The 18,191-nt window shown below is 33.9% G+C and carries 19 protein-coding genes; 7 read left to right on the top strand and 12 right to left on the bottom strand.

The features are described 5' to 3' along the window. Positions 1-8: 8 nt before the first annotated feature. On the top strand, positions 9-380 hold the full coding sequence (locus RT99_RS09660; protein WP_042564504.1) for a helix-turn-helix domain-containing protein: 372 nt from the start codon (positions 9-11) through the stop codon (positions 378-380). 100 nt (positions 381-480) lie between these two features. Here the strand turns inward: RT99_RS09660 and RT99_RS09655 are convergent, their stop codons facing one another. The 8 genes from RT99_RS09655 to RT99_RS09620 form a co-directional block, all read right to left on the bottom strand. Further along, complete coding sequence (locus RT99_RS09655) at positions 481-2,052, bottom strand: sigma-54-dependent Fis family transcriptional regulator (protein WP_042564503.1); 1,572 nt, start codon at positions 2,050-2,052, stop codon at positions 481-483. A 56-nt stretch (positions 2,053-2,108) separates the two neighbouring features. Continuing rightward, positions 2,109-2,459 carry a hypothetical protein gene (locus tag RT99_RS09650; protein ID WP_042564502.1) on the bottom strand — a complete coding sequence of 117 codons (351 nt, stop codon included), beginning with the start codon at positions 2,457-2,459 and terminating at the stop codon, positions 2,109-2,111. A 25-nt stretch (positions 2,460-2,484) separates the two neighbouring features. Next, positions 2,485-3,852: a sigma-54 dependent transcriptional regulator gene (locus RT99_RS09645; protein ID WP_042564501.1), complete on the bottom strand. Its 1,368-nt coding sequence runs from the start codon at positions 3,850-3,852 to the stop codon at positions 2,485-2,487. Positions 3,853-3,855: 3 nt separating this feature from the next. Further along, a complete protein-coding gene (locus RT99_RS09640) occupies positions 3,856-4,797 on the bottom strand; it encodes a sensor histidine kinase (RefSeq protein WP_052483636.1) in 942 nt (313 codons plus the stop codon). A gap of 107 nt (positions 4,798-4,904) precedes the next feature. After that, positions 4,905-5,588: a YoaK family protein gene (locus tag RT99_RS09635; protein ID WP_042564500.1), complete on the bottom strand. Its 684-nt coding sequence runs from the start codon at positions 5,586-5,588 to the stop codon at positions 4,905-4,907. A gap of 17 nt (positions 5,589-5,605) precedes the next feature. Further along, on the bottom strand, positions 5,606-6,079 hold the full coding sequence (locus RT99_RS09630) for a Dps family protein (RefSeq protein WP_042564499.1): 474 nt from the start codon (positions 6,077-6,079) through the stop codon (positions 5,606-5,608). Positions 6,080-6,093: 14 nt separating this feature from the next. Then, positions 6,094-6,519 carry a DoxX family protein gene (locus RT99_RS09625; RefSeq protein ID WP_042564498.1) on the bottom strand — a complete coding sequence of 142 codons (426 nt, stop codon included), beginning with the start codon at positions 6,517-6,519 and terminating at the stop codon, positions 6,094-6,096. Between the two features lie 11 nt (positions 6,520-6,530). Further along, positions 6,531-8,423: an amidohydrolase gene (locus RT99_RS09620; RefSeq protein WP_042564497.1), complete on the bottom strand. Its 1,893-nt coding sequence runs from the start codon at positions 8,421-8,423 to the stop codon at positions 6,531-6,533. A gap of 472 nt (positions 8,424-8,895) precedes the next feature. Between RT99_RS09620 and RT99_RS09615 the strand changes: the two genes are divergently transcribed. Beyond that, positions 8,896-11,136, top strand: a complete 2,241-nt coding sequence (locus RT99_RS09615) for a histidine kinase dimerization/phosphoacceptor domain -containing protein (RefSeq protein WP_042564496.1) — start codon at positions 8,896-8,898, stop codon at positions 11,134-11,136. A gap of 39 nt (positions 11,137-11,175) precedes the next feature. After that, positions 11,176-12,456 (top strand): acetyl-CoA C-acetyltransferase, encoded by a 1,281-nt coding sequence (locus tag RT99_RS09610; protein ID WP_042564495.1) that lies wholly within the window; start codon positions 11,176-11,178, stop codon positions 12,454-12,456. Positions 12,457-12,674: 218 nt separating this feature from the next. Here the strand turns inward: RT99_RS09610 and RT99_RS09605 are convergent, their stop codons facing one another. After that, positions 12,675-13,286: an FMN-dependent NADH-azoreductase gene (locus tag RT99_RS09605; RefSeq protein WP_042564494.1), complete on the bottom strand. Its 612-nt coding sequence runs from the start codon at positions 13,284-13,286 to the stop codon at positions 12,675-12,677. Between the two features lie 109 nt (positions 13,287-13,395). On the opposite strand from RT99_RS09605, the gene RT99_RS09600 reads away from it, so the two are divergent. Beyond that, positions 13,396-13,764, top strand: a complete 369-nt coding sequence (locus tag RT99_RS09600) for a helix-turn-helix domain-containing protein (protein ID WP_042564493.1) — start codon at positions 13,396-13,398, stop codon at positions 13,762-13,764. Between the two features lie 452 nt (positions 13,765-14,216). Here the strand turns inward: RT99_RS09600 and RT99_RS09595 are convergent, their stop codons facing one another. Both RT99_RS09595 and RT99_RS09590 read right to left on the bottom strand, forming a co-directional pair. Next, complete coding sequence (locus tag RT99_RS09595; protein ID WP_082036937.1) at positions 14,217-14,624, bottom strand: DUF1634 domain-containing protein; 408 nt, start codon at positions 14,622-14,624, stop codon at positions 14,217-14,219. Then, positions 14,611-15,447 carry a sulfite exporter TauE/SafE family protein gene (locus tag RT99_RS09590; RefSeq protein WP_042564492.1) on the bottom strand — a complete coding sequence of 279 codons (837 nt, stop codon included), beginning with the start codon at positions 15,445-15,447 and terminating at the stop codon, positions 14,611-14,613. Before RT99_RS09590 ends, RT99_RS09595 begins: the two co-directional genes overlap by 14 nt. A gap of 407 nt (positions 15,448-15,854) precedes the next feature. Here RT99_RS09590 and RT99_RS09585 point away from each other — a divergent pair, with 407 nt between their 5' ends. The 3 genes from RT99_RS09585 (at position 15,855) to RT99_RS09580 (ending at position 17,595) form a co-directional block, all read left to right on the top strand. Further along, the gene (locus RT99_RS09585) at positions 15,855-16,910 is read left to right on the top strand and encodes a sensor histidine kinase (protein ID WP_052483635.1); all 1,056 of its coding nucleotides are present in this window, start codon (positions 15,855-15,857) and stop codon (positions 16,908-16,910) included. Between the two features lie 163 nt (positions 16,911-17,073). Continuing rightward, on the top strand, positions 17,074-17,211 hold the full coding sequence (locus tag RT99_RS25315; RefSeq protein WP_159438459.1) for a hypothetical protein: 138 nt from the start codon (positions 17,074-17,076) through the stop codon (positions 17,209-17,211). 18 nt (positions 17,212-17,229) lie between these two features. Beyond that, positions 17,230-17,595: a hypothetical protein gene (locus RT99_RS09580; RefSeq protein WP_042564491.1), complete on the top strand. Its 366-nt coding sequence runs from the start codon at positions 17,230-17,232 to the stop codon at positions 17,593-17,595. 70 nt (positions 17,596-17,665) lie between these two features. Here the strand turns inward: RT99_RS09580 and RT99_RS09575 are convergent, their stop codons facing one another. Further along, positions 17,666-18,145, bottom strand: coding sequence for a CinA family protein (locus RT99_RS09575; protein WP_042564490.1), 480 nt, complete (start codon positions 18,143-18,145; stop codon positions 17,666-17,668). Positions 18,146-18,191 lie beyond the last annotated feature (46 nt).

Raw genomic sequence — 18,191 nt, 5'->3', positions numbered from 1 at the left:
TATGCATCATGACAGCAATTAAAGAATCATCAACTATACAGGAAAACAAGCAATATGCCTTAGACACTTGTCCGGTAACTTATGTAATGGAAAAAATTGGCGGTTATTGGAAACCCATTATTATCCACCATTTATCGATTGGCACCATGCGTTACAGCGAATTAAAAAGAACAATTCCGGCTATAACCGAAAAAATGCTGATTCAGCATTTGAAACAATTAGAAGCAGACGGTATTGTTATCAGAGAAGCAAAACCAGTCGTACCTCCTTTTGTAACTTACAAACTGAGTAATTCCGGTAAGGGTTTGTTGCCGGTTATCGAAGCAATGGCCGTTTGGGCGTTTAAAGAAAAGGACGGCGTTTTTAGTACCGAAAACTAATAAATAAACAAACTGGCTTCTTAAAAATGGACGGCCAGTTTTTTTTTATTGTTTACATTAAAACCGACCATTTTAAAAACCGGTTTAGTACATCTTGCTTCTATTCAGAAAAGTGCTCTTTTTTAATTCCGAGTTTTTTCATTTTTGAAACCAGAGTTGTCGAAGGAATTTCCAATTTTACAGCAGCTCCGTTTGGACCGGAAATTCTGCCGTTGCAAATTTTTATAATTTTAAGAATGTATTCTTTTTCAATTTCTTTTAATGGTTTTACCTGAAACGCATTAAAATTATTAAGCGCCAGAATTTGTTCGCTCTCTGATAAAAAGCTTACATCGTTTATCATTGCCCCTTCTGATAAAAGAATACTTCGCTCGATACAATGTTCCAGTTCTCTGATATTTCCGGGCCAGGAATGGTTTTGTATTGCTTTTAAAGCATTTGCAGATAATGCGATATTTTTTTTATTGGTATTTAGAGTGTATTTATTCAGGAAATAAAAACACAAATCAGCGATATCCTCTTTTCGGTTTCGAAGTGGCGGAATCATTATTGGGAATATATTTAGTCTGTAAAACAAGTCTTTTCTAAATCGCCCTTCAAGCATTTCTAGCTGCAAATCACGATTGGTTGCGGCAATAATGCGAACATTTATTTTTATGGCTTTTTTGCCTCCAATTCTTTCAATTTCCTTTTCCTGAAGTGTGCGCAGTAATTTGGTCTGCATTTCCAGAGGAAGATCTCCAATCTCATCCAGAAACAAAGTACCATTGTTGGCCAATTCAAATTTTCCAATTCTTTTTTCTATCGCGCCGGTAAAACTGCCTTTTTCATGTCCAAATAATTCACTTTCGATAAGATTCACTGGAATTGCAGCACAATTTACCTTAATCATCGGTTGATTCTTTCTGGATGAATTATAATGAATTTCGCGGGCCACGACTTCCTTTCCTGTTCCGCTTTCGCCCAAAATCAAAACGCCGCTGTCTGAAGGCGCCACCTGACCGATCAGGGTTTTTACTTTTTTGATCTGAGCGCTTTCTCCAATAATTTCGGTTGTTTTTTGATTCTGACTTTCATCAATAGATTGAAATATCTTTTGAGACGAGATATTTCCATTGTTTTCTATTTTGTGTTTGATCAAAATATTAGAAACCGTCAATGCCAAAGGCATCGACAAACCTTTAAGCAATCGGATGGCATTTCTGTCGAGATTTTGCGTTTTTTTAAAGAAAAGAAATAAAACCGAAGGATTGTTTTTATGGTATTGCAAAGGTATTGCTGCCATTTCGCGTATTCCCTGCAAATTTATATTTGCTATAAAAGAATCAGACTTTGTTTTTTTATTTAAAAAAATGTTATCGAATACAACAGGATCTGCAGATTGCATTGCAATATTAAAAAGATCATCCTGAGTATCGTACAATTTTCTCTCCGTTGCCCTAAAAATTTTCTGATCGTTGTGGTAAAACAAATAATATTGTTTTTCGCTGCTGTCTGTTGTTCCAATAGCAAAATAATCAAAAGATAATGCCTCTTTTAATTGTCCGTTTACAATTGGAGAAAGTTCATCGTAGGCAGAAACATTGGCAAAACTGCTGCTTAAAGAAAGTAAAAGATGGTGTTCTTTTTCGCGTTCCTGAATTGATTTTAATATTGCTTCTGTTTTGTCCATATTTATAATTTCAGAAAAAGAAGTAAATTTAAGATCAATAATGATTTACTTAATCATCAAATCGTAATAAAAATAGATTTTCTGGGCTTGTTTTCTATATTTTTAGTTTTGTGTCCTTTTCCGGTTGTGTCTTCTACCAAAAGAATCTCTCCGGTTTTAAAACTTCTTTTTTCTCCCAAAGAAGTTTCGATTTCAACGCCTCCATCCAACAAAATGATATATTGTTTTTGCGGGGCGTTATGAAAATTATAATCGTATGAAGCCAGAACTTCTCTGAAAATAATATTCTTGACAGGCTGTGATTCTGAGAGAAATCCAATTTCGCCTTTATCTATAAGCGGAATCATCACATCTTCAAAATGACTTTCTCCGGCGTCATCGCTGTATATTCGGGTTAATGAAAACATATTTTACCGTTTAAAAATTAGTTTATTAAAAGTAACCTTGTTTTATGTTGAGCTTTTTCATTTTTGAATATAAAGTTGAAGGCGAAATTTTCAACATTTCTGCCGCTCCGCCCGGACCAAATACTTTTCCGTTGGCTGCTTTTAAAACATTCAAAATATGCTCCTTTTCCATATCTGCCATGGATAAGATTTCGTTATCATTTTCTTTTTTTATGGCCGGAATGTCATTTGAAATATCAAATCCTGTAATTTCATTTCCTGTTGCCAGTAAAATACTGCGTTCTATCAAATGTTCTAATTCTCTAATGTTTCCCGGCCAGTCGTATTGCTGCAGTTGTCGTAAGGCATGATCTGAAATTATTCTGATATTTCTTTTGGCTTTCTCTGCATATTTATGGAGAAAATAATAAGCTAAATCTTCTATATCTTCTTTTCGTTCTTTGAGAGCTGGCAATTCTAAAGGAAAAACATTCAAACGATAATATAAATCCAGCCTAAATCTTCCTTCGGCAACTTCAGACGGAAGACATCTGTTTGTGGCCGCAATAACCCTGACATCGAGTTTGATTGTTTTTTCGCCGCCAAGCCTTTCGATTTCTTTTTCCTGTAAAACCCTTAATAATTTTACCTGCGAATCTAGTGGCAGCTCTCCTATTTCATCCAGAAAAATAGTTCCTCCGTTGGCTTGTTCAAATTTTCCAATTCTAACAGTATCTGCTCCGGTAAAAGCCCCTTTTTCATGGCCAAATAATTCTGATTCTATCAGGGATTCCGGCAATGCAGCGCAATTTACAACCACCAAAGTTTTTGCTTTTTTTGGCGATAAAGAATGAATTAAACGGGCAATTTTTTCTTTTCCTGTTCCGCTTTCTCCCAAAATCATTACAGAAGTTTCTGTTGGCGCTACAATCTCAATTTTTTGCATTAAATCGAGCAGTTTTTTGTTTTTGCCAATGATTTCTATCTTTTTATTTTCTTTTGATGAAGGTTTTACAGAAGAGTCATTATTGAGATTTCCGTTTTCTACGCTGTATTTGTATCGTGCAATGTCGAGCATTACAAACAAATCACGTTCTCTAAACGGTTTTACCAAAAAACCATAAGGCTGGGTTTCTTTTACGGCATTTAAAATAGAATGATTGGTATTGGCAGAGATGTATAAAAAAGGTATTTTTTTGGTTTCCAATTCCCAGGCAAGATCAATTCCCGTAAGGTTTCCTTTTAAAATAATATCGAGTAAAACCCAATTTGGTTTTTGTGCGTCAATCAAAATTCGGGCTTCTTCTACAGATGCGGCAATTCCGCAAACTTCGTAACCTGATTTTACCAAAATCATTTTTAAGTCATTTGCAACAATAAATTCATCCTCAACAATTAAAATTTTCTCCTTCATTATTTATGATTTGATTCCATTTTTCTTAAAGTTTAATATAATCGAAAGTCCGTTTTTACTTTCAACTTCAAAAGAACCATCAATTTGATTGCTTAATCCGTACATTAAATTCATACCAAGCGAGTTTCTGTTTTTTAACTCAAAATCAGGAACACCTACTCCATTATCCGAAATAATAAGCTGGTATAAATTATCCTGCTTTTCTTTTAGTAAAATTTTTACTTCGCCTTTGTGTGTTTCAGGATATGCATATTTTAGGGCGTTTATGATGGCTTCATTTAAAATTAAGCCCAAAGGCATAGCCTGCGCCACATCTAAATCGACATGATCTATATCTAACAAAAAAGCAATTTTATGATCTGCATCAAAAACAGTTTTTAAATAACTTACAAGTTCAGGAATGTACCAGTGCATGTCTATCGTAGATAAATTATCATTTTGATATAGTTTTTGATGTATCAGTGACATCGCAAACATCCTGTTTTGGCTGTCTTGTATGGCTAAAAGTGCATCTTTATTTTCAAGATAAGCCGACTGGGTGTTTAAAAGACTAATTACAACCTGTAAATTGTTCTTTACACGATGATGAAGCTCTTTTAGTAGCCATTCTTTATCCAAAAGTAGTTTTTTTAGGCTTATACTCTGTTCATTAATTTTTTCCTCTTTTAAAACTAAATCCTTATTTATTTCATTTTTAGAACTATAACATTTGTAGATGATCACAAAAATTAAAAAAAGTAATCCGAGTATTATTACAACATGGTATTTTGCAGTTTCCTGATAAAAATTACTTTTTTTAATGTCTTTATAATTTAAAATATCAAAAGCCAGTAAAATCTGTGTGAAATCAAAAAAAAAGAAAGCTTTATTGAGTTTTACAATTGTTTTTTGAGAGTGCTCAATTTCATGAATAAAAACTGGATCGTTTATAGCATTGGTTTGCATAAAAAGGTTTTGATTCGTAATCCAGAACAGGATCACGAACCAAAAATGTATATGAAATTTTTTAAGGCAACTTTCTTTATACATAACCTGCAGCTCTGTTATTTAACTCATAACTTTGTTTCCACTTTGATATGATTGTTTTTTAAATAGCAAAAAATCATAAATATTCCCGGAATCAAAACAGGTATCAATCCCCATTTTTTTCCGGCAATAGCGCCTAAAAAACAGCCAAGTAAAAAACCTCCAATGGTAACGAATTGCTTTTTAAAACTTAACTGACTGTTGGCGTCCTTAAATTTTGATTTTAATAAAGCTCCAATATCAAGAGCTGCCTGTGTAACATTTCCGGTCATCATGGTAGTTGGGCCGTGGGTTTCTTTGCTGAAGATTTTACCAAAAGCATTTTGCAGTCCCATCGCAAAAACGATTAACATAGCTATGATATACATGGTCCATAAATTATCCATTTTTAGATAATGGAATAAAACTGCCAATAATCCGCTGAGTGTTAAAATGCAGCCTTCCCAAAACAATATTCTATATTTTAAGCTGGATTTTGAAGCAATATAACCTCCAATTATTACTGAAATAATAAATATTGGAAACGTTAATAATTTTATCCAGGCATAAATATCATTTCCGTTAATGACCTGATATGCAAAAACAATAAAGTTTCCTGTTACGTGGGCAGAAAATAAAGTGTCTGCCGCAACAAAAGTGAGCGTATCACAAAAACCGGCTATGGTGGTAAGCAGCAATGTGATGTACCAAATGCTTTTAGGCTGTTCCATACTATTTATTTTAATATTTATCTTAAATGAGAGCGTAACATCCACGCCATTTTTTCATGTGTTTCCATTAAACCTGTAATGTAATCACTTGTTCCTAAGTCCTGATATTCATTGGCATAAACTGTAATATTTTCACGTAAGTGTATAATAATACTTTCATGATCTATTAAAAGCTCTTTGATGAATCCTTTACTGTCGTTATTTTCTTTTGTTTGTTCGGTAAGATGTGTTAATTCCAGAAATTCTTTTAATGTCGCCGGTGCATAATGTCCTAACATTCTGATTCTTTCTGCAACGCCATCGATTATTTCATCAATCTGATTGTATTGTTCTTCAAAAAACAAATGTTTGTTATAGAAATCATCCCCTTCAACATTCCAATGTGCTTTTCTGGTTTTGGTGTATAAAATGAATTCATCGGCCAAAACCTGACATAATGAATGTGCTATTTTTGATAAATTTTCCTGCTTGATTCCGATTTGAGTTTGCATGATTTTAATTGGTTTTATAGTAAATTTAAAATATAATGATCTAAAGAATAAGTACCTGCGCCCAACGCTAATAAAAACAGCAAAGTGACGGTGTATATATAAGGAACATCTCTAACTTCAAGAGAATCTTTTCTGTGAACGACAAAATATCCAACAGCTGTAACGCCAATTGTTGGCAAAATGAACAATCTTGTCCCTAAACCAAGAATGATAAAAAAGGGCACAACAGTATCTGAAAACGTGGCAACTAAACCATTTAGTTTTTCCGGCAAATGCAACGGATTTGGTACATGTTCGCGTTCTCCGTTTTCGACCCTGAATTTTTTCATTCCGTGAACCCTGAACAATTCAACCGCAATTAAAATTCTAAAAACCAATAAAGCAATGTTGTTGATGTCGCTTCCGGCATCTGAATAAAGTAGTAATTTAATTATTTCCATTTTTTTATGTATTAAAAGGCAAAACAAGAGCATCCTAATGCGCCCCAAAAAGCGTTGTAATTATTTACGGGAACCGTACTTAGTCGTGCGGCGTTATGATCGTGGGCATGAATATCACAACTTCCGGAGCAGCAATGAATTTGTGCAGCATTATTTATAGTCGAATTTGATTTTTTCAATTTTAAATCAATAGCATTTTTGTTGTGCGATTCGGCGTGATAATAACCGTTGTAAATATTGGTTGGCGACCAGTCCGGAAGTATCGGAATTGATGGCGGCGAAAACGAAGAGAAATCTCCTTTTGCATACACAATTTTCCCGTCAACAACGGTAAGAACCGATTCTATGTTTTTAATATCTTCATCGTCGACTGTAAAATAATCACGGTCCAAAACCACAAGATCAGCCAGCATTCCGGTTTCAATATTTCCTTTTTTATTTTGTTCCTGCGAAAACCAGGCACTTCCCTGTGTATAAAGCTGTAGCGCAATTTCACGGCTCAAACGGCTTTCATTGTACAATTGCAAACCACCAACAGTTTTACCAACTGTAAGCCAATACATTGAAACCCACGGATTGTAACTGCTTACTCTTGTTGCATCTGAACCTCCGCCAACCGGAATTTCCATTTCGAGCATTTTCTTGATTGGTGGTGTGTTTTCGGCAGCTTTTGCACCGTAACGATCCGTAAAATATTCGCCCTGATACGCCATTCGGCTTTGAATTGCGATTCCGCCACCCAAAGCTTTTACTCTTTCGATATTGCGTTCATCGATCGTTTCGGCATGATCAAATATCCACGGTAAATTATTAAACGGGATTTCTTTGTTTACTTTTTCGAAAACATTCAAGAAACGGGTAATGCTTTCATTATAAGTCGCATGTAGTCTGAAAGGCCAGCGATTTGCGACCAGTAACCGAATTACTTTTTCTAATTCTGCTTCCATATTTTCGGGAAGATCGGGTCTTGGCTGTAGAAAATCTTCAAAATCTGCTGCCGAAAAAACCAGCATTTCCCCCGCTCCGTTATGGCGGTACATATCATCGCCCTGATATAATTTTACTTCTTGAATCCATTCATCAAAATCTTCAAACTCTTGTTTTGGGCGTTGCGTAAATAAATTATAGGCAATACGAACGGTTAGTTCTTTCTTTTCATTTAATTCATTGACAACTTTATAATCGTCCGGAAAATTCTGAAATCCACCGCCGGCATCAATAACACTTGTGATCCCGAAACGGTTTAACTCTTTCATAAAATGACGGGTCGAATTAAGCTGATGTTCGTATGAAAGTTTTGGGCCTTTTGCCAGAGTCGAATACAAAATCATGGCATTTGGCGAAGCAATTATCAAACCTGTTGGTTCTCCGTTTGCATCTTTTTGGATTACTCCTCCTGCAGGCGCCGGAGTATCTTTGGTAAAACCAATTACTTTTAATGCCGCGCGATTCATAAAGGCACGATCGTATAAATGCAATATAAAAACGGGTGTTTCCGGAGCAATTGCATTAATTTCCTCCAGGGTTGGCATGCGTCTTTCGGCAAACTGAAATTCAGACCAGCCTCCTACTACACGCACCCATTGCGGCGATGGCGTTCTGTCAACCTGTTCTTTCAACATTCGCATTGCATCTGCTAACGACGGAACTCCATCCCAACGCAATTCAAGGTTATAATTTAATCCGCCGCGAATCAAATGAATATGGGAATCATTTAGTCCCGGAACGACTCTTTTTTGATGTAAATCAATCAATTTTGTTGCTGCATCACTATATTCTAAAATTTCGCTATCGCTGCCAACTGCAATAAATTTTCCGTCTTTAATGGCGACCGCTGTTGCGTTTTTATAATTGGTATTGAATGAATGTATTTTTCCGTTGAATAAAATTGTATCTGCTTTCATATTCAAATCCTTTGTTGATTTTTATTTCCGTAAACACTCTGTTCAATAAAGATACCTAAAGTTTTAAACAGTTATAATACAAGCTCTTTACCATTTTTCCTCTAATTAAATTTTACGATATATCGCTAATTTATGATGAGTTTATTATATTCAGTAATTGTTGCTTAATATTGTGCTTGTTTTTCTTTACCGCTATATAAATTTTCAATTGCAATAAATCAATCTTAAAGCTTTTATTAATTCAAAATTTGATTGGCTTTTTTACTAATCATGCACTTTTTTAGTTTTGAAATATTTAAAAGATAATTATGGTCAAATTCTTGTTTTGCAAAAGGATATTAATCAAAAAATGACATAGCTTTGCTATCCTGTAGTAAGATTTATATCTTCTAAAAAAGCAAATTTATTAGCCTCAGAAACTATTTATGCAGTAGTAAATTAAAACTAATTACAGCATTCAACTATACCCTTTATGTATCATTTACTTAAAAACTTCTTTTTAATTTTTCTTTTTCAATTGAATTTTACTGCCTTGTCGCAACCCTTATTAAAACAAGAAAGTGATAAAATAAAAGCTGAATTAAAAACAAAACTAAATGATACCACACGTGTTTTAAAATTACAAAAACTGAGTTTATATTATGTTACAAAAGTTGGTGAGGAAAAAGCCGATATGGACAGCAGTTATGTTTTTGCCAAACAAGCTGAATTAATCAGTGACAAAATCAGGTTTTATAAGGGAAAATGGATGAGTCATATTTTGTACTCACAAATATATCGCGAAGGCGGAAATCCTTTTAAAGGCAAAAGAGAACTTAAGAAGGTTTTTGAAATTGCGCGAAAAAACAATACTTCCTGGCTCGAAGGCGAAGCTTACCGGGAATTGACCAATTATTATAGTCTTGACAGCGAGATTGGCGAACGAATAAAAGTGGTTGAAAAGGCTTATCAGGCTTTTAAAAAAGGCGGTTCTAAACAACAAATTGCGGATATTTTACTTTATTACGGCGGTCATTATTTTTTTATGGGAGATTTTAAAGCGGCTCTTCAAAAATTTAATGAAGCCAAGATTATATATGAAACCATTGGTGATACTAGAAATCAGAATTTATACAGTCATCTGGCCGAAACGTATTCGAAACTGGGTTTGTATACCGAAGCTGTAAAATTTGGGCTGATCTCTATAGAAATTGGGGAACAAAATAAGGATGTCTATTATATGACAGAAGATTATACCAATCTGGCACTTACGTATTATAAAATGGAAAATTACGAACTGGCGTTAAAATACCACCAAAAATCCTTTGATGGTAGTTTAAAGCTGTATTCTGAATTTTTACCTTTTTACAATGCCAGTTACATTATTAAAGATTTACTGAAACTTGGCAGGAGAAAAGAAGCCAAACAATTTTTAGACACAAAGGTTAAAAATTTAAAGGTAACCGATGCGAGGGATTTAATCTGGCTTCAAATATGTTATATCACTGTTTATGATGATTTGGGCTGGTATAAACTGGCCGATAAATATTGTAATAAACTAATAGAACTTCAAAAAGAGAATAAAACACTTTTACCCGTAATTTCGAATCTTGAAATTAATAACAACATTGTAAATCACTTATTTAAAACTAAAAATTACCAATTGGCGGCAGAATATCTGGATCGCAACAAAAAACTGGGGGCTTCTATCAAAGACATTAATATGATAATTAACAGTCATATGATGGCTTTCAAGTTAGATTCGGCATCCGGAAATTATATTTCGGCAATAGCCAACCTTAAAAAATATCAAAAAGCAAAAGACAGTATTTTTAATGATGTAAAGTTTTATCAGATTTCAGATTTGGAGATAAAATACGAAACGGCAAAAAAGGATAAAAACATTCAATTATTAACGAATGAAAGTGAACTTCAAAAAGTTAAGATAAAAAATGATAAAGTAGTAAAACTTATTGCGGGTTTAGTTTTAATTTTAGTACTTATTATTACGGCATTGATTTTTAGAAGTTATAAAAACAAAAAAGAAAGTAATAAACAACTCCAGATCAGTAAAAGCAGAATTGAAAAGAAAAATAAAATCCTGCAGAATGTTGTAAAGGAAAAAGAATGGCTTTTGAAAGAAGTGCATCATCGTGTAAAAAACAATTTGCAGGTTGTGATGAGCTTATTAAACACCCAATCTGTTTATTTAAAAGAAGAATCGGCTGTAAATGCGATAAAAGACAGCCAGAACAGAATCAATTCGATGTCGCTGATTCACCAGCGATTGTATCAGTCAGAAGGGCTTTCGTGCATTAAAATGCCGGAATATATTAAGGAACTTATTAGCTATTTAAAAGACAGTTACAACGCCAATTACAGTTTTGCAGTTGATGTTGAATATATTGAAATGCATGTTGCACAGGCGATTCCGATTGGTTTAATCTTAAATGAAGCCATTACAAACGCCATAAAATATGCTTTTCCAGATGAGAAAAAAGGAAAAATTACCATCACGCTAAAACATTTTCAGGATGATTCGTTTTTACTTGAAATTGCCGATAATGGCGTTGGGATTGAAGGAGAAATTGATATTGAAAAATACGATTCGTTTGGTATGAAACTAATGGAAGGCCTTAGTAAAGATTTAAACGGAAAGTTCAGCATTACAAGCTCAAACGGGTTAAAAGTGTCTGTAATTTTTGTTTACGATTATACTTTTACGGTCAAATAAAATTAAAATATCCAATATAAATTTAACTAAATCATTACTATGGAAAATCAGGGTAAAATAAGAAAAGTAGCCATTGTGGGTTATAACCGAATTCCTTTTGCAAGGGCAAATACTTTTTATTCAAACGTTAGTAATCTACAAATGATGACGGCAACGCTTGATGGTCTTGTGGCAAAATACAACCTGCAAGGCGAATTACTTGGAGAAGTTGTTGGCGGTGCTGTAATTAAACACACCATGGATAATAATTTGATTAGAGAGTGTGTTATGAAAACGGCTCTTGATCCTGCTACTCCTGCCTGCGATTTACAACAAGCCTGTGATACCGGTATTGAAAGTGCTATTTATATTGCCAATAAAATTGCTTTGGGCCAAATTGATTCGGGAATTGCATGCGGTGTCGATTCTATTAGTGATATGCCTATTGCAGTAAGCGAAAAGCTTAGAAAAATATTGCTGGATGCAAGAAAAGCAAAATCACTGGGAGAAAAAATAAAGATATTTTTAAAATTGAGGCCAAAAGATTTAACTCCGCTTGTTCCCAGAAATGAAGAAGCTCAAACCGGACTTTCGATGGGCGGACATACTGAAATTACGGCTAAATATTACCAGATTCCAAGAGAAGATCAGGATAAACTGGCGCTTCAAAGTCATTTGAATATGGCAAAAGCATACGACGAAGGTTTTTTTGATGATATGATTACGCCTTTTAACGGACTTGAAAGAGATAATAATCTTAGGAAAGACAGTACGCTTGAAAAACTGGCAAAACTTTCTCCGGCTTTTGATAAAACAAACGGAACGCTTACGGCAGGAAACTCTACTCCGCTTACCGATGGCGCTTCGAGTATTCTTTTGGCCAGCGAAGAATGGGCAAAAGAGCATAATTTACCAATTCTTGCTTACATCACACATGCCGAAGTTGCCGCAATTGAATATGTAAAAAACCAACAGAATTTATTGCTCGCGCCTGTATTTGCCGCAACAAGAATGCTTGAAAAAGCAAACTTAACATTGCAGGATTTTGATTTTTATGAAATTCACGAAGCATTTGCAGCTCAGGTTTTAGCAACTTTAAAAATTTGGGAAAGCCCGGAGCTTACCACAGCATTGGGATTAAAGAAAAACCTTGGTGCTATCGACAGAAGTAAATTAAATGTAAAAGGAAGCAGTCTGGCAGCCGCGCATCCGTTTGCAGCTACAGGTGGAAGAATTATTGGCGTTATGGCAAAATTGCTAAACGAAAAAGGTTCCGGAAAAGGTTTTATTTCTATTTGTGCAGCGGGAGGACAGGGAATTACTATGATTATTGAGAAATAATTATTAATGGTTAATTATTAATGATGAATTTTGAATTCGATCCTGCAAGGTTTTCAAAACCTTGTAGGTATTTCTAAGTCTTATTAAAGGTAATTATTAACTGCTATAATTTCTAAAACTTAAAAATTCATTTCTAATTGCTTTAAAAATATACCTACAAGGTTTTGAAAACCTTGCAGGAATATAATTAGCCATTAACAATTTATAATTAACAATTATTAAAACGCATATTCTTCAACGCTTGCCAATGCTTTTGGTAAGGCACCTTCTGCAAAATCAGGAATTGCAGTTCCTTCTACACGAAAAACGGTAATATCTGTCATTCCCAGAAAGCCAAGTACGGCACGTAAATAAGGTTCTGAGAAATCGTAAGCTTTGTACGGACCATCAGAAAATATAGCTCCTGAAGCAATTGACAAATAGACTTTTTTATTCGTTACCAATCCTTTTGGTGAACCATCAGCATAACTGAATGTTGCTCCTGCCCTTGCAACCTGATCAATCCATCCTTTTAAAACTGCCGGAATTCCGAAATTGTACATTGGTACTCCAATTACAATAACATCAGCTTCTAATAAATCTCTTATGGCTTCATTTGAATATTTAATAGTTTCTTGCTGTTCTGCTGTATGTGCATCTGCCGGTGTGTAAAATGCCGCCAAATCCAATCCGCTTAAATATGGTGAAGGCGCTTTAGAAAGATCTGATGTTTTCACCTGACTTTCCGGATATTCTGCTGCCAATTTTTCCAGAATGGCGTTTGATAATTTAATGCTAAACGAAGCATCTCCTTTTAGACTTGAAGTTATATTCAGAATTTTTTTGCTCATGATTATATATTAATTTGTTTTATGATACAAACTTATATACATTTACTATCCCTTTTATAGTACTATCCCCGAGGATAGCGCTATCCTTGAGGATAGTAACACAATTGGTATGATAAAAAACGACGAAATAAAAGAATTTGCCCATAGACCACAAGAATGCATGGCCGCATTATTGCCAGTAAGGGATGCTTTAGAGGTTTTAAACGGAAGATGGAAACTGCCGATTTTAATTGCTTTATCTGACCGACCAAAACGATTCAAGGAGATTTCGAAAGACATTAACGGAATTACAGATAAAATGCTTTCGAAAGAACTTAAAGATCTTGAGATAAATAAATTGGTAACGAGAACGGTTTATGACACGTTTCCGCCAACGGTAGAATATGCGCGAACGGAACACAGCCAATCACTTACCCATGTAATTATGGCATTGAAAGATTGGGGCACATTACATCGCAAGGAAATTATTGGGAAATAATTAAAAATTGAGAATTAAAAATCTTTCTCATAACTATCTCAAAAAAAGCGTTTCACTTCATATTTTTTCACGCAGATTTTAAAAAGATTTTAGCAGATGCACGCAGATTATTATCGAAATCTAAATCTGCTCAAATTTGCCAAATCTGCGTGAAATAAAAATCTAAAATCTTTGTTGTTTTAAACTCTCACACTCGTAACTCTACTAGGATTGGATTCACGGGATGACAATATTGGGGTTACTTTGCGTTCAAGGGATTAAAATCCCTGGCTACAAAATAAATCATTCCTCCGGAATTTTATAAAGAGTTCCGGAGGAACGGATCATATTGTAGGGATGGATTTTAATCCATCTTGTAATTAGAATGGCCAATCATTGCGGAGTTTCTTGCGGAGATTCCTCGTTCCTCGGAATGACAAATACGTGTGAAATCAAAAATCTAAAATCTTTTCTTAATGAGAAAATCCGAATGAAATACTAAGGATAATTATTCCGATGACAATTGCAGTAATAGTAACATACAGATAATCTTTCTCTAAAAGAAAAGAAAACAGCGAAAGCAAAACACGAAATACGGGCGTAAGAAATAATAGTATTACTCCGAAAAAGATGATCGATTCTCCACTTCCGTGAATGACGCCGTTGTAAACATTGGCAAATACTTCAAAAATATTTCTGTCGTTTTCTTTAAATACCGAATAATCTTCGATGTCGCTGCCGTGGTGCATCAAATAAACAATTCCGCCAATAAAAGCTACTGATAATGAAATCCATACACCGTAGCGCAATAAATTACCTATAATGGTTTGAAAATCTTTTTCTCCAAATTTTTCCTGTGTCATAGTTTTAGATTTTTCCATTAAGTCCGTTATAAATCATGTTTACTGCCAATACAAATATCAGGCAGGCAAAAAAGATACGCAGTTTTTTAGGGTTTGTTCTCACCAATATTTTTGCTCCGACCATAGCGCCAAATAATACACCAATTACAACAGGCATGCATATTCCGGGTTCGATATACCCTTTTTGAATATAGATTACAGAACTCGCCATTGCAGTAACACCCATCATAAAATTACTGGTTGTGGTAGAAACCTTAAAAGGAATTCGCATAATATTGTCCATCGCAATAACTTTAAAAGCTCCTGAACCTATACCTAGTAAACCAGACATCATTCCGGCAAGTCCCATCATGCTGAAACCGCCAATTACATTTTTGGTTCCATAATGTACAACTTGTCCGTCGTGCGTAGGATATGTTCCCTGCAAATGAAGTTTTTTTGCTAAAGGACTTGATTCTAAAACAATATGTTCTTCTTTTTTTCTTAAGGAATTAATGGCCGAGAAAATTAAAGTCAATCCGAATAAAACAGCTATAAATGAAGTTGGTGCAATAGCAGAAAGTAATGCCCCGCCAACTGCGCCAATTGTAGTGGCGATTTCGAGAAAAATTCCTAAACGCATATTCGTTATTCCTTCTTTTACATATGCCGCTGCAGATCCTGAAGAAGTTGCAATGACCGAAACTAAAGCCGCCCCAATGGCGTAATGAATATCGACGCCCAGCACAACAGTTAAAAGTGGTATGATAATTATTCCGCCGCCAAGTCCTGATAATGAACCAATAAAACCGGCTAAAAAAGCACCCAGAATCATAATCAGGGTAAATGTAAGTACTGTCATGTGGATATTATTTGGCTACTAATTTACGAATACATATTGGCTATTACAGTATTATACTTTTGATTATTATAATAAAATGCTCACATTTATTTTAAACTGCTTGTTTTTCAATTAAATAAGCACAACTTAAAAATGCCTTAAAAATTTAAAAAAATGCAAAAAATAGCCATTTGATTACGAAAAAAATGATTTGACGATCGCATTTATTAAAAATGAAATAAATACTGCATTTTAAGTTTACAAATGCAGAGAATCCGATTTAAAAAATAATTAGCAAAAATGACACTGTTTTAATTGTTTTACACTAATTTTAAGCCGCAAAAAAAAGTTGCGTTATTCTTATAAACCCCAAATTTACAAGACTTTAACTGTAATGTTTTTATTATTGATTTATAAAACTAAAATGTATGGTACTTTGTTTTAAAAGGCTTTATTTATTGTTGTTTTTATTTGTATCAATTGGTTTGCAGGCGCAAACGGAAAGTACAAAACTGCTTATTTCTTCTTCATTTCACAATTCACATGCTTCTCTCATTTTTAATGCTGTTGTAAGCAATTCTGTCAAGAACTTTTTGCTTGCAAGTAATGAAATACAGGATACACAATTGTTTATTATCGTTACTTTTTTGTCACTTTTGATCTTGATTTCGGGGCTTTTATTTCAAACTTACAGAAGTTTAAGCGCACAACGTTTATTAAACAGCAAACAAGAAGAAATCAATTCTCAAAGAATAGACAGTTTGCTAAAAGAACAGGAATTAAATTTGATTAAAGCCTGGATTAATCGTCAGGAAAAAGAACGTGAACATATTTCGCAGGAAATATACAATACGATCGGTAAAAATTTGGCTGCTGTAAAACTCCAGCTAAATCATCTGAATAATAGTAATTTAAAAAACATTACGAAGATTAATCTGCAACTGGAAGAAACTTACAAACTAGTACGAAACTTATCTAATTCTTTGGTTCCCAAGAAATTTAGTCCCGACAAGTTTTGCGAAGTTTTAGAAACATATATCATCAATTTAAGTGCGGCGAGCCAATTAAAAATTTCGTTTCTTACTTTTCCGAAAAAAGACATTAATACTATTAATGAGCTTATTCAAATGGAAGTTTTTAAAATAGTTCACGAGCTTTTAAACCATACAATAAAATATGCAAAAGCTTCACAAATCGAAATTCAGCTCAATCTTGTTGACAACTGTTTAAGCCTTTTATTTAAGGATAACGGAACTGAATTTCATACTAAAAATTATATTCTGGGATTTGGTTATATTAATTTAGAAACCCGAATTCATAATTTAAAAGGTTGGTTTTTAATAGAATCTAAGTCCAAATCAGGAACTGTTATTGAAATAGAAATTCCGACTTTAATTGAAACATCAAATTCAAAAAATAAATTTAAAACCGTAAAAGGTATCAATTTAAAGAACCAGCTGGATGAATTGAATAGCAGGCTTTAAATAAGACAATAATATTACTTAACAAGATGCACTTCATATATTTTTGAAGTGCATCTTGTTTTATAACAACCTGTAAATTATGAAATTATGAAGCATTTTTGTGTAAATATTTAAAAATCATAGCGGTTAAATTTGTAATATTAATTATTTAAACCTTATTATTATGAATACTTCAAATCACAAAACCAGCAGCACTACAGGTGCAAAAATGTCGGACAAAAAATCTGATATGAAATCTACTACTTCGAAAAGCAATGCGAAGTCTGCAACAGACAAAAAAGCGAATTCTAAAAAAAATTAATTTCATAAAAATAATATTATGGAAATAGAAAAAAGAGAAGATTACGGTCGTCGCGACCGTAATTTTCATAATTCAGAGAATGTTACGATTAGCGCCAGAGAACGAAGCATACAAGAGTTAGGATATTGGGACCTGGAAGATGATTTGAGTATTTATAGCCAAACAGACAGCCATCACCCAAGATTTGCTAAAAACCCTGATGAAGAAGAGAAAATCATCAATCAGGACGATGCTATTACGAATGATGAAAATCAGGAAGAAGCCGACCAAAAGCTTGAGGATTATTATGATGAAGAAGAAAATGATATTTATGAAGAAGAGGAAGAAGAAGACTTATTTAGAGATGCAGATTTATCAGGAAATGGCAAATTTAGAGTTGAATAAAACTTTACTTCAAAAAACATAAAAAAACCGTTAGCAAAAACTAACGGTTTTTTGTTTTTATACAAACTTCTTAAAGCTGAGTCTCTTCATAGACTAAATTTGCGACTGCATCTACGGCCTGCGTGATAATTTCTTCCGGATTTCCATCGAATTTAAATCTTTTTGCTATTTCTTTATCCGGAAAAATAATATGTACAAAAATAGTTCCAACGGGCTTTGAGGGAGTTTCACTTCCTCCAGGACTTGCTAATCCTGTTAAGGCCACACAAATATCCGAAGTAACAAAACGATGGAAATTCTGCGCCATTAATTTTGTTACAATGGCAGATTCCGCCGTGTGTTGTTCAATAGTTCCCTTTGGTATTAAAAGTAAATCTTCTTTCATCGATACATGATAACAAACCAGACCTCCAATTAAGATTTGTCCTGAATTAATAACAGTAGAAAATTCATTACACAGTTTTCCTGCCGATGCACTTTCTACAAAACTTATCGTCCATTTTTTCTCTATTAGTGCCTGGCAGCACTGTATTACTTTTTCACTTGGCATATTATTGAGTCATTTAAAGTTATTACATGTCAAAATAATTTAGTTT

This window comes from Flavobacterium sp. MEB061, from assembly GCF_000834715.1.
GTDB classification, from domain to species: domain Bacteria; phylum Bacteroidota; class Bacteroidia; order Flavobacteriales; family Flavobacteriaceae; genus Flavobacterium; species Flavobacterium pectinovorum.
This window is presented reverse-complemented; position numbering and strand designations above follow the sequence as displayed.

Bases quoted from the DNA above. Each gene is read 5' to 3' on its own strand.
- RT99_RS09660 (WP_042564504.1), top strand. From the start codon at position 9: ATGACAGCAATTAAAGAATCATCAACTATACAGGAAAACAAGCAATAT.
- RT99_RS09655 (WP_042564503.1), bottom strand. From the start codon at position 2,052: ATGGACAAAACAGAAGCAATATTAAAATCAATTCAGGAACGCGAAAAA.
- RT99_RS09650 (WP_042564502.1), bottom strand. From the start codon at position 2,459: ATGTTTTCATTAACCCGAATATACAGCGATGACGCCGGAGAAAGTCAT.
- RT99_RS09645 (WP_042564501.1), bottom strand. From the start codon at position 3,852: ATGAAGGAGAAAATTTTAATTGTTGAGGATGAATTTATTGTTGCAAAT.
- RT99_RS09640 (WP_052483636.1), bottom strand. From the start codon at position 4,797: ATGCAAACCAATGCTATAAACGATCCAGTTTTTATTCATGAAATTGAG.
- RT99_RS09635 (WP_042564500.1), bottom strand. From the start codon at position 5,588: ATGGAACAGCCTAAAAGCATTTGGTACATCACATTGCTGCTTACCACC.
- RT99_RS09630 (WP_042564499.1), bottom strand. From the start codon at position 6,079: ATGCAAACTCAAATCGGAATCAAGCAGGAAAATTTATCAAAAATAGCA.
- RT99_RS09625 (WP_042564498.1), bottom strand. From the start codon at position 6,519: ATGGAAATAATTAAATTACTACTTTATTCAGATGCCGGAAGCGACATC.
- RT99_RS09620 (WP_042564497.1), bottom strand. From the start codon at position 8,423: ATGAAAGCAGATACAATTTTATTCAACGGAAAAATACATTCATTCAAT.
- RT99_RS09615 (WP_042564496.1), top strand. From the start codon at position 8,896: ATGTATCATTTACTTAAAAACTTCTTTTTAATTTTTCTTTTTCAATTG.
- RT99_RS09610 (WP_042564495.1), top strand. From the start codon at position 11,176: ATGGAAAATCAGGGTAAAATAAGAAAAGTAGCCATTGTGGGTTATAAC.
- RT99_RS09605 (WP_042564494.1), bottom strand. From the start codon at position 13,286: ATGAGCAAAAAAATTCTGAATATAACTTCAAGTCTAAAAGGAGATGCT.
- RT99_RS09600 (WP_042564493.1), top strand. From the start codon at position 13,396: ATGATAAAAAACGACGAAATAAAAGAATTTGCCCATAGACCACAAGAA.
- RT99_RS09595 (WP_082036937.1), bottom strand. From the start codon at position 14,624: ATGGAAAAATCTAAAACTATGACACAGGAAAAATTTGGAGAAAAAGAT.
- RT99_RS09590 (WP_042564492.1), bottom strand. From the start codon at position 15,447: ATGACAGTACTTACATTTACCCTGATTATGATTCTGGGTGCTTTTTTA.
- RT99_RS09585 (WP_052483635.1), top strand. From the start codon at position 15,855: ATGGTACTTTGTTTTAAAAGGCTTTATTTATTGTTGTTTTTATTTGTA.
- RT99_RS25315 (WP_159438459.1), top strand. From the start codon at position 17,074: ATGAATACTTCAAATCACAAAACCAGCAGCACTACAGGTGCAAAAATG.
- RT99_RS09580 (WP_042564491.1), top strand. From the start codon at position 17,230: ATGGAAATAGAAAAAAGAGAAGATTACGGTCGTCGCGACCGTAATTTT.
- RT99_RS09575 (WP_042564490.1), bottom strand. From the start codon at position 18,145: ATGCCAAGTGAAAAAGTAATACAGTGCTGCCAGGCACTAATAGAGAAA.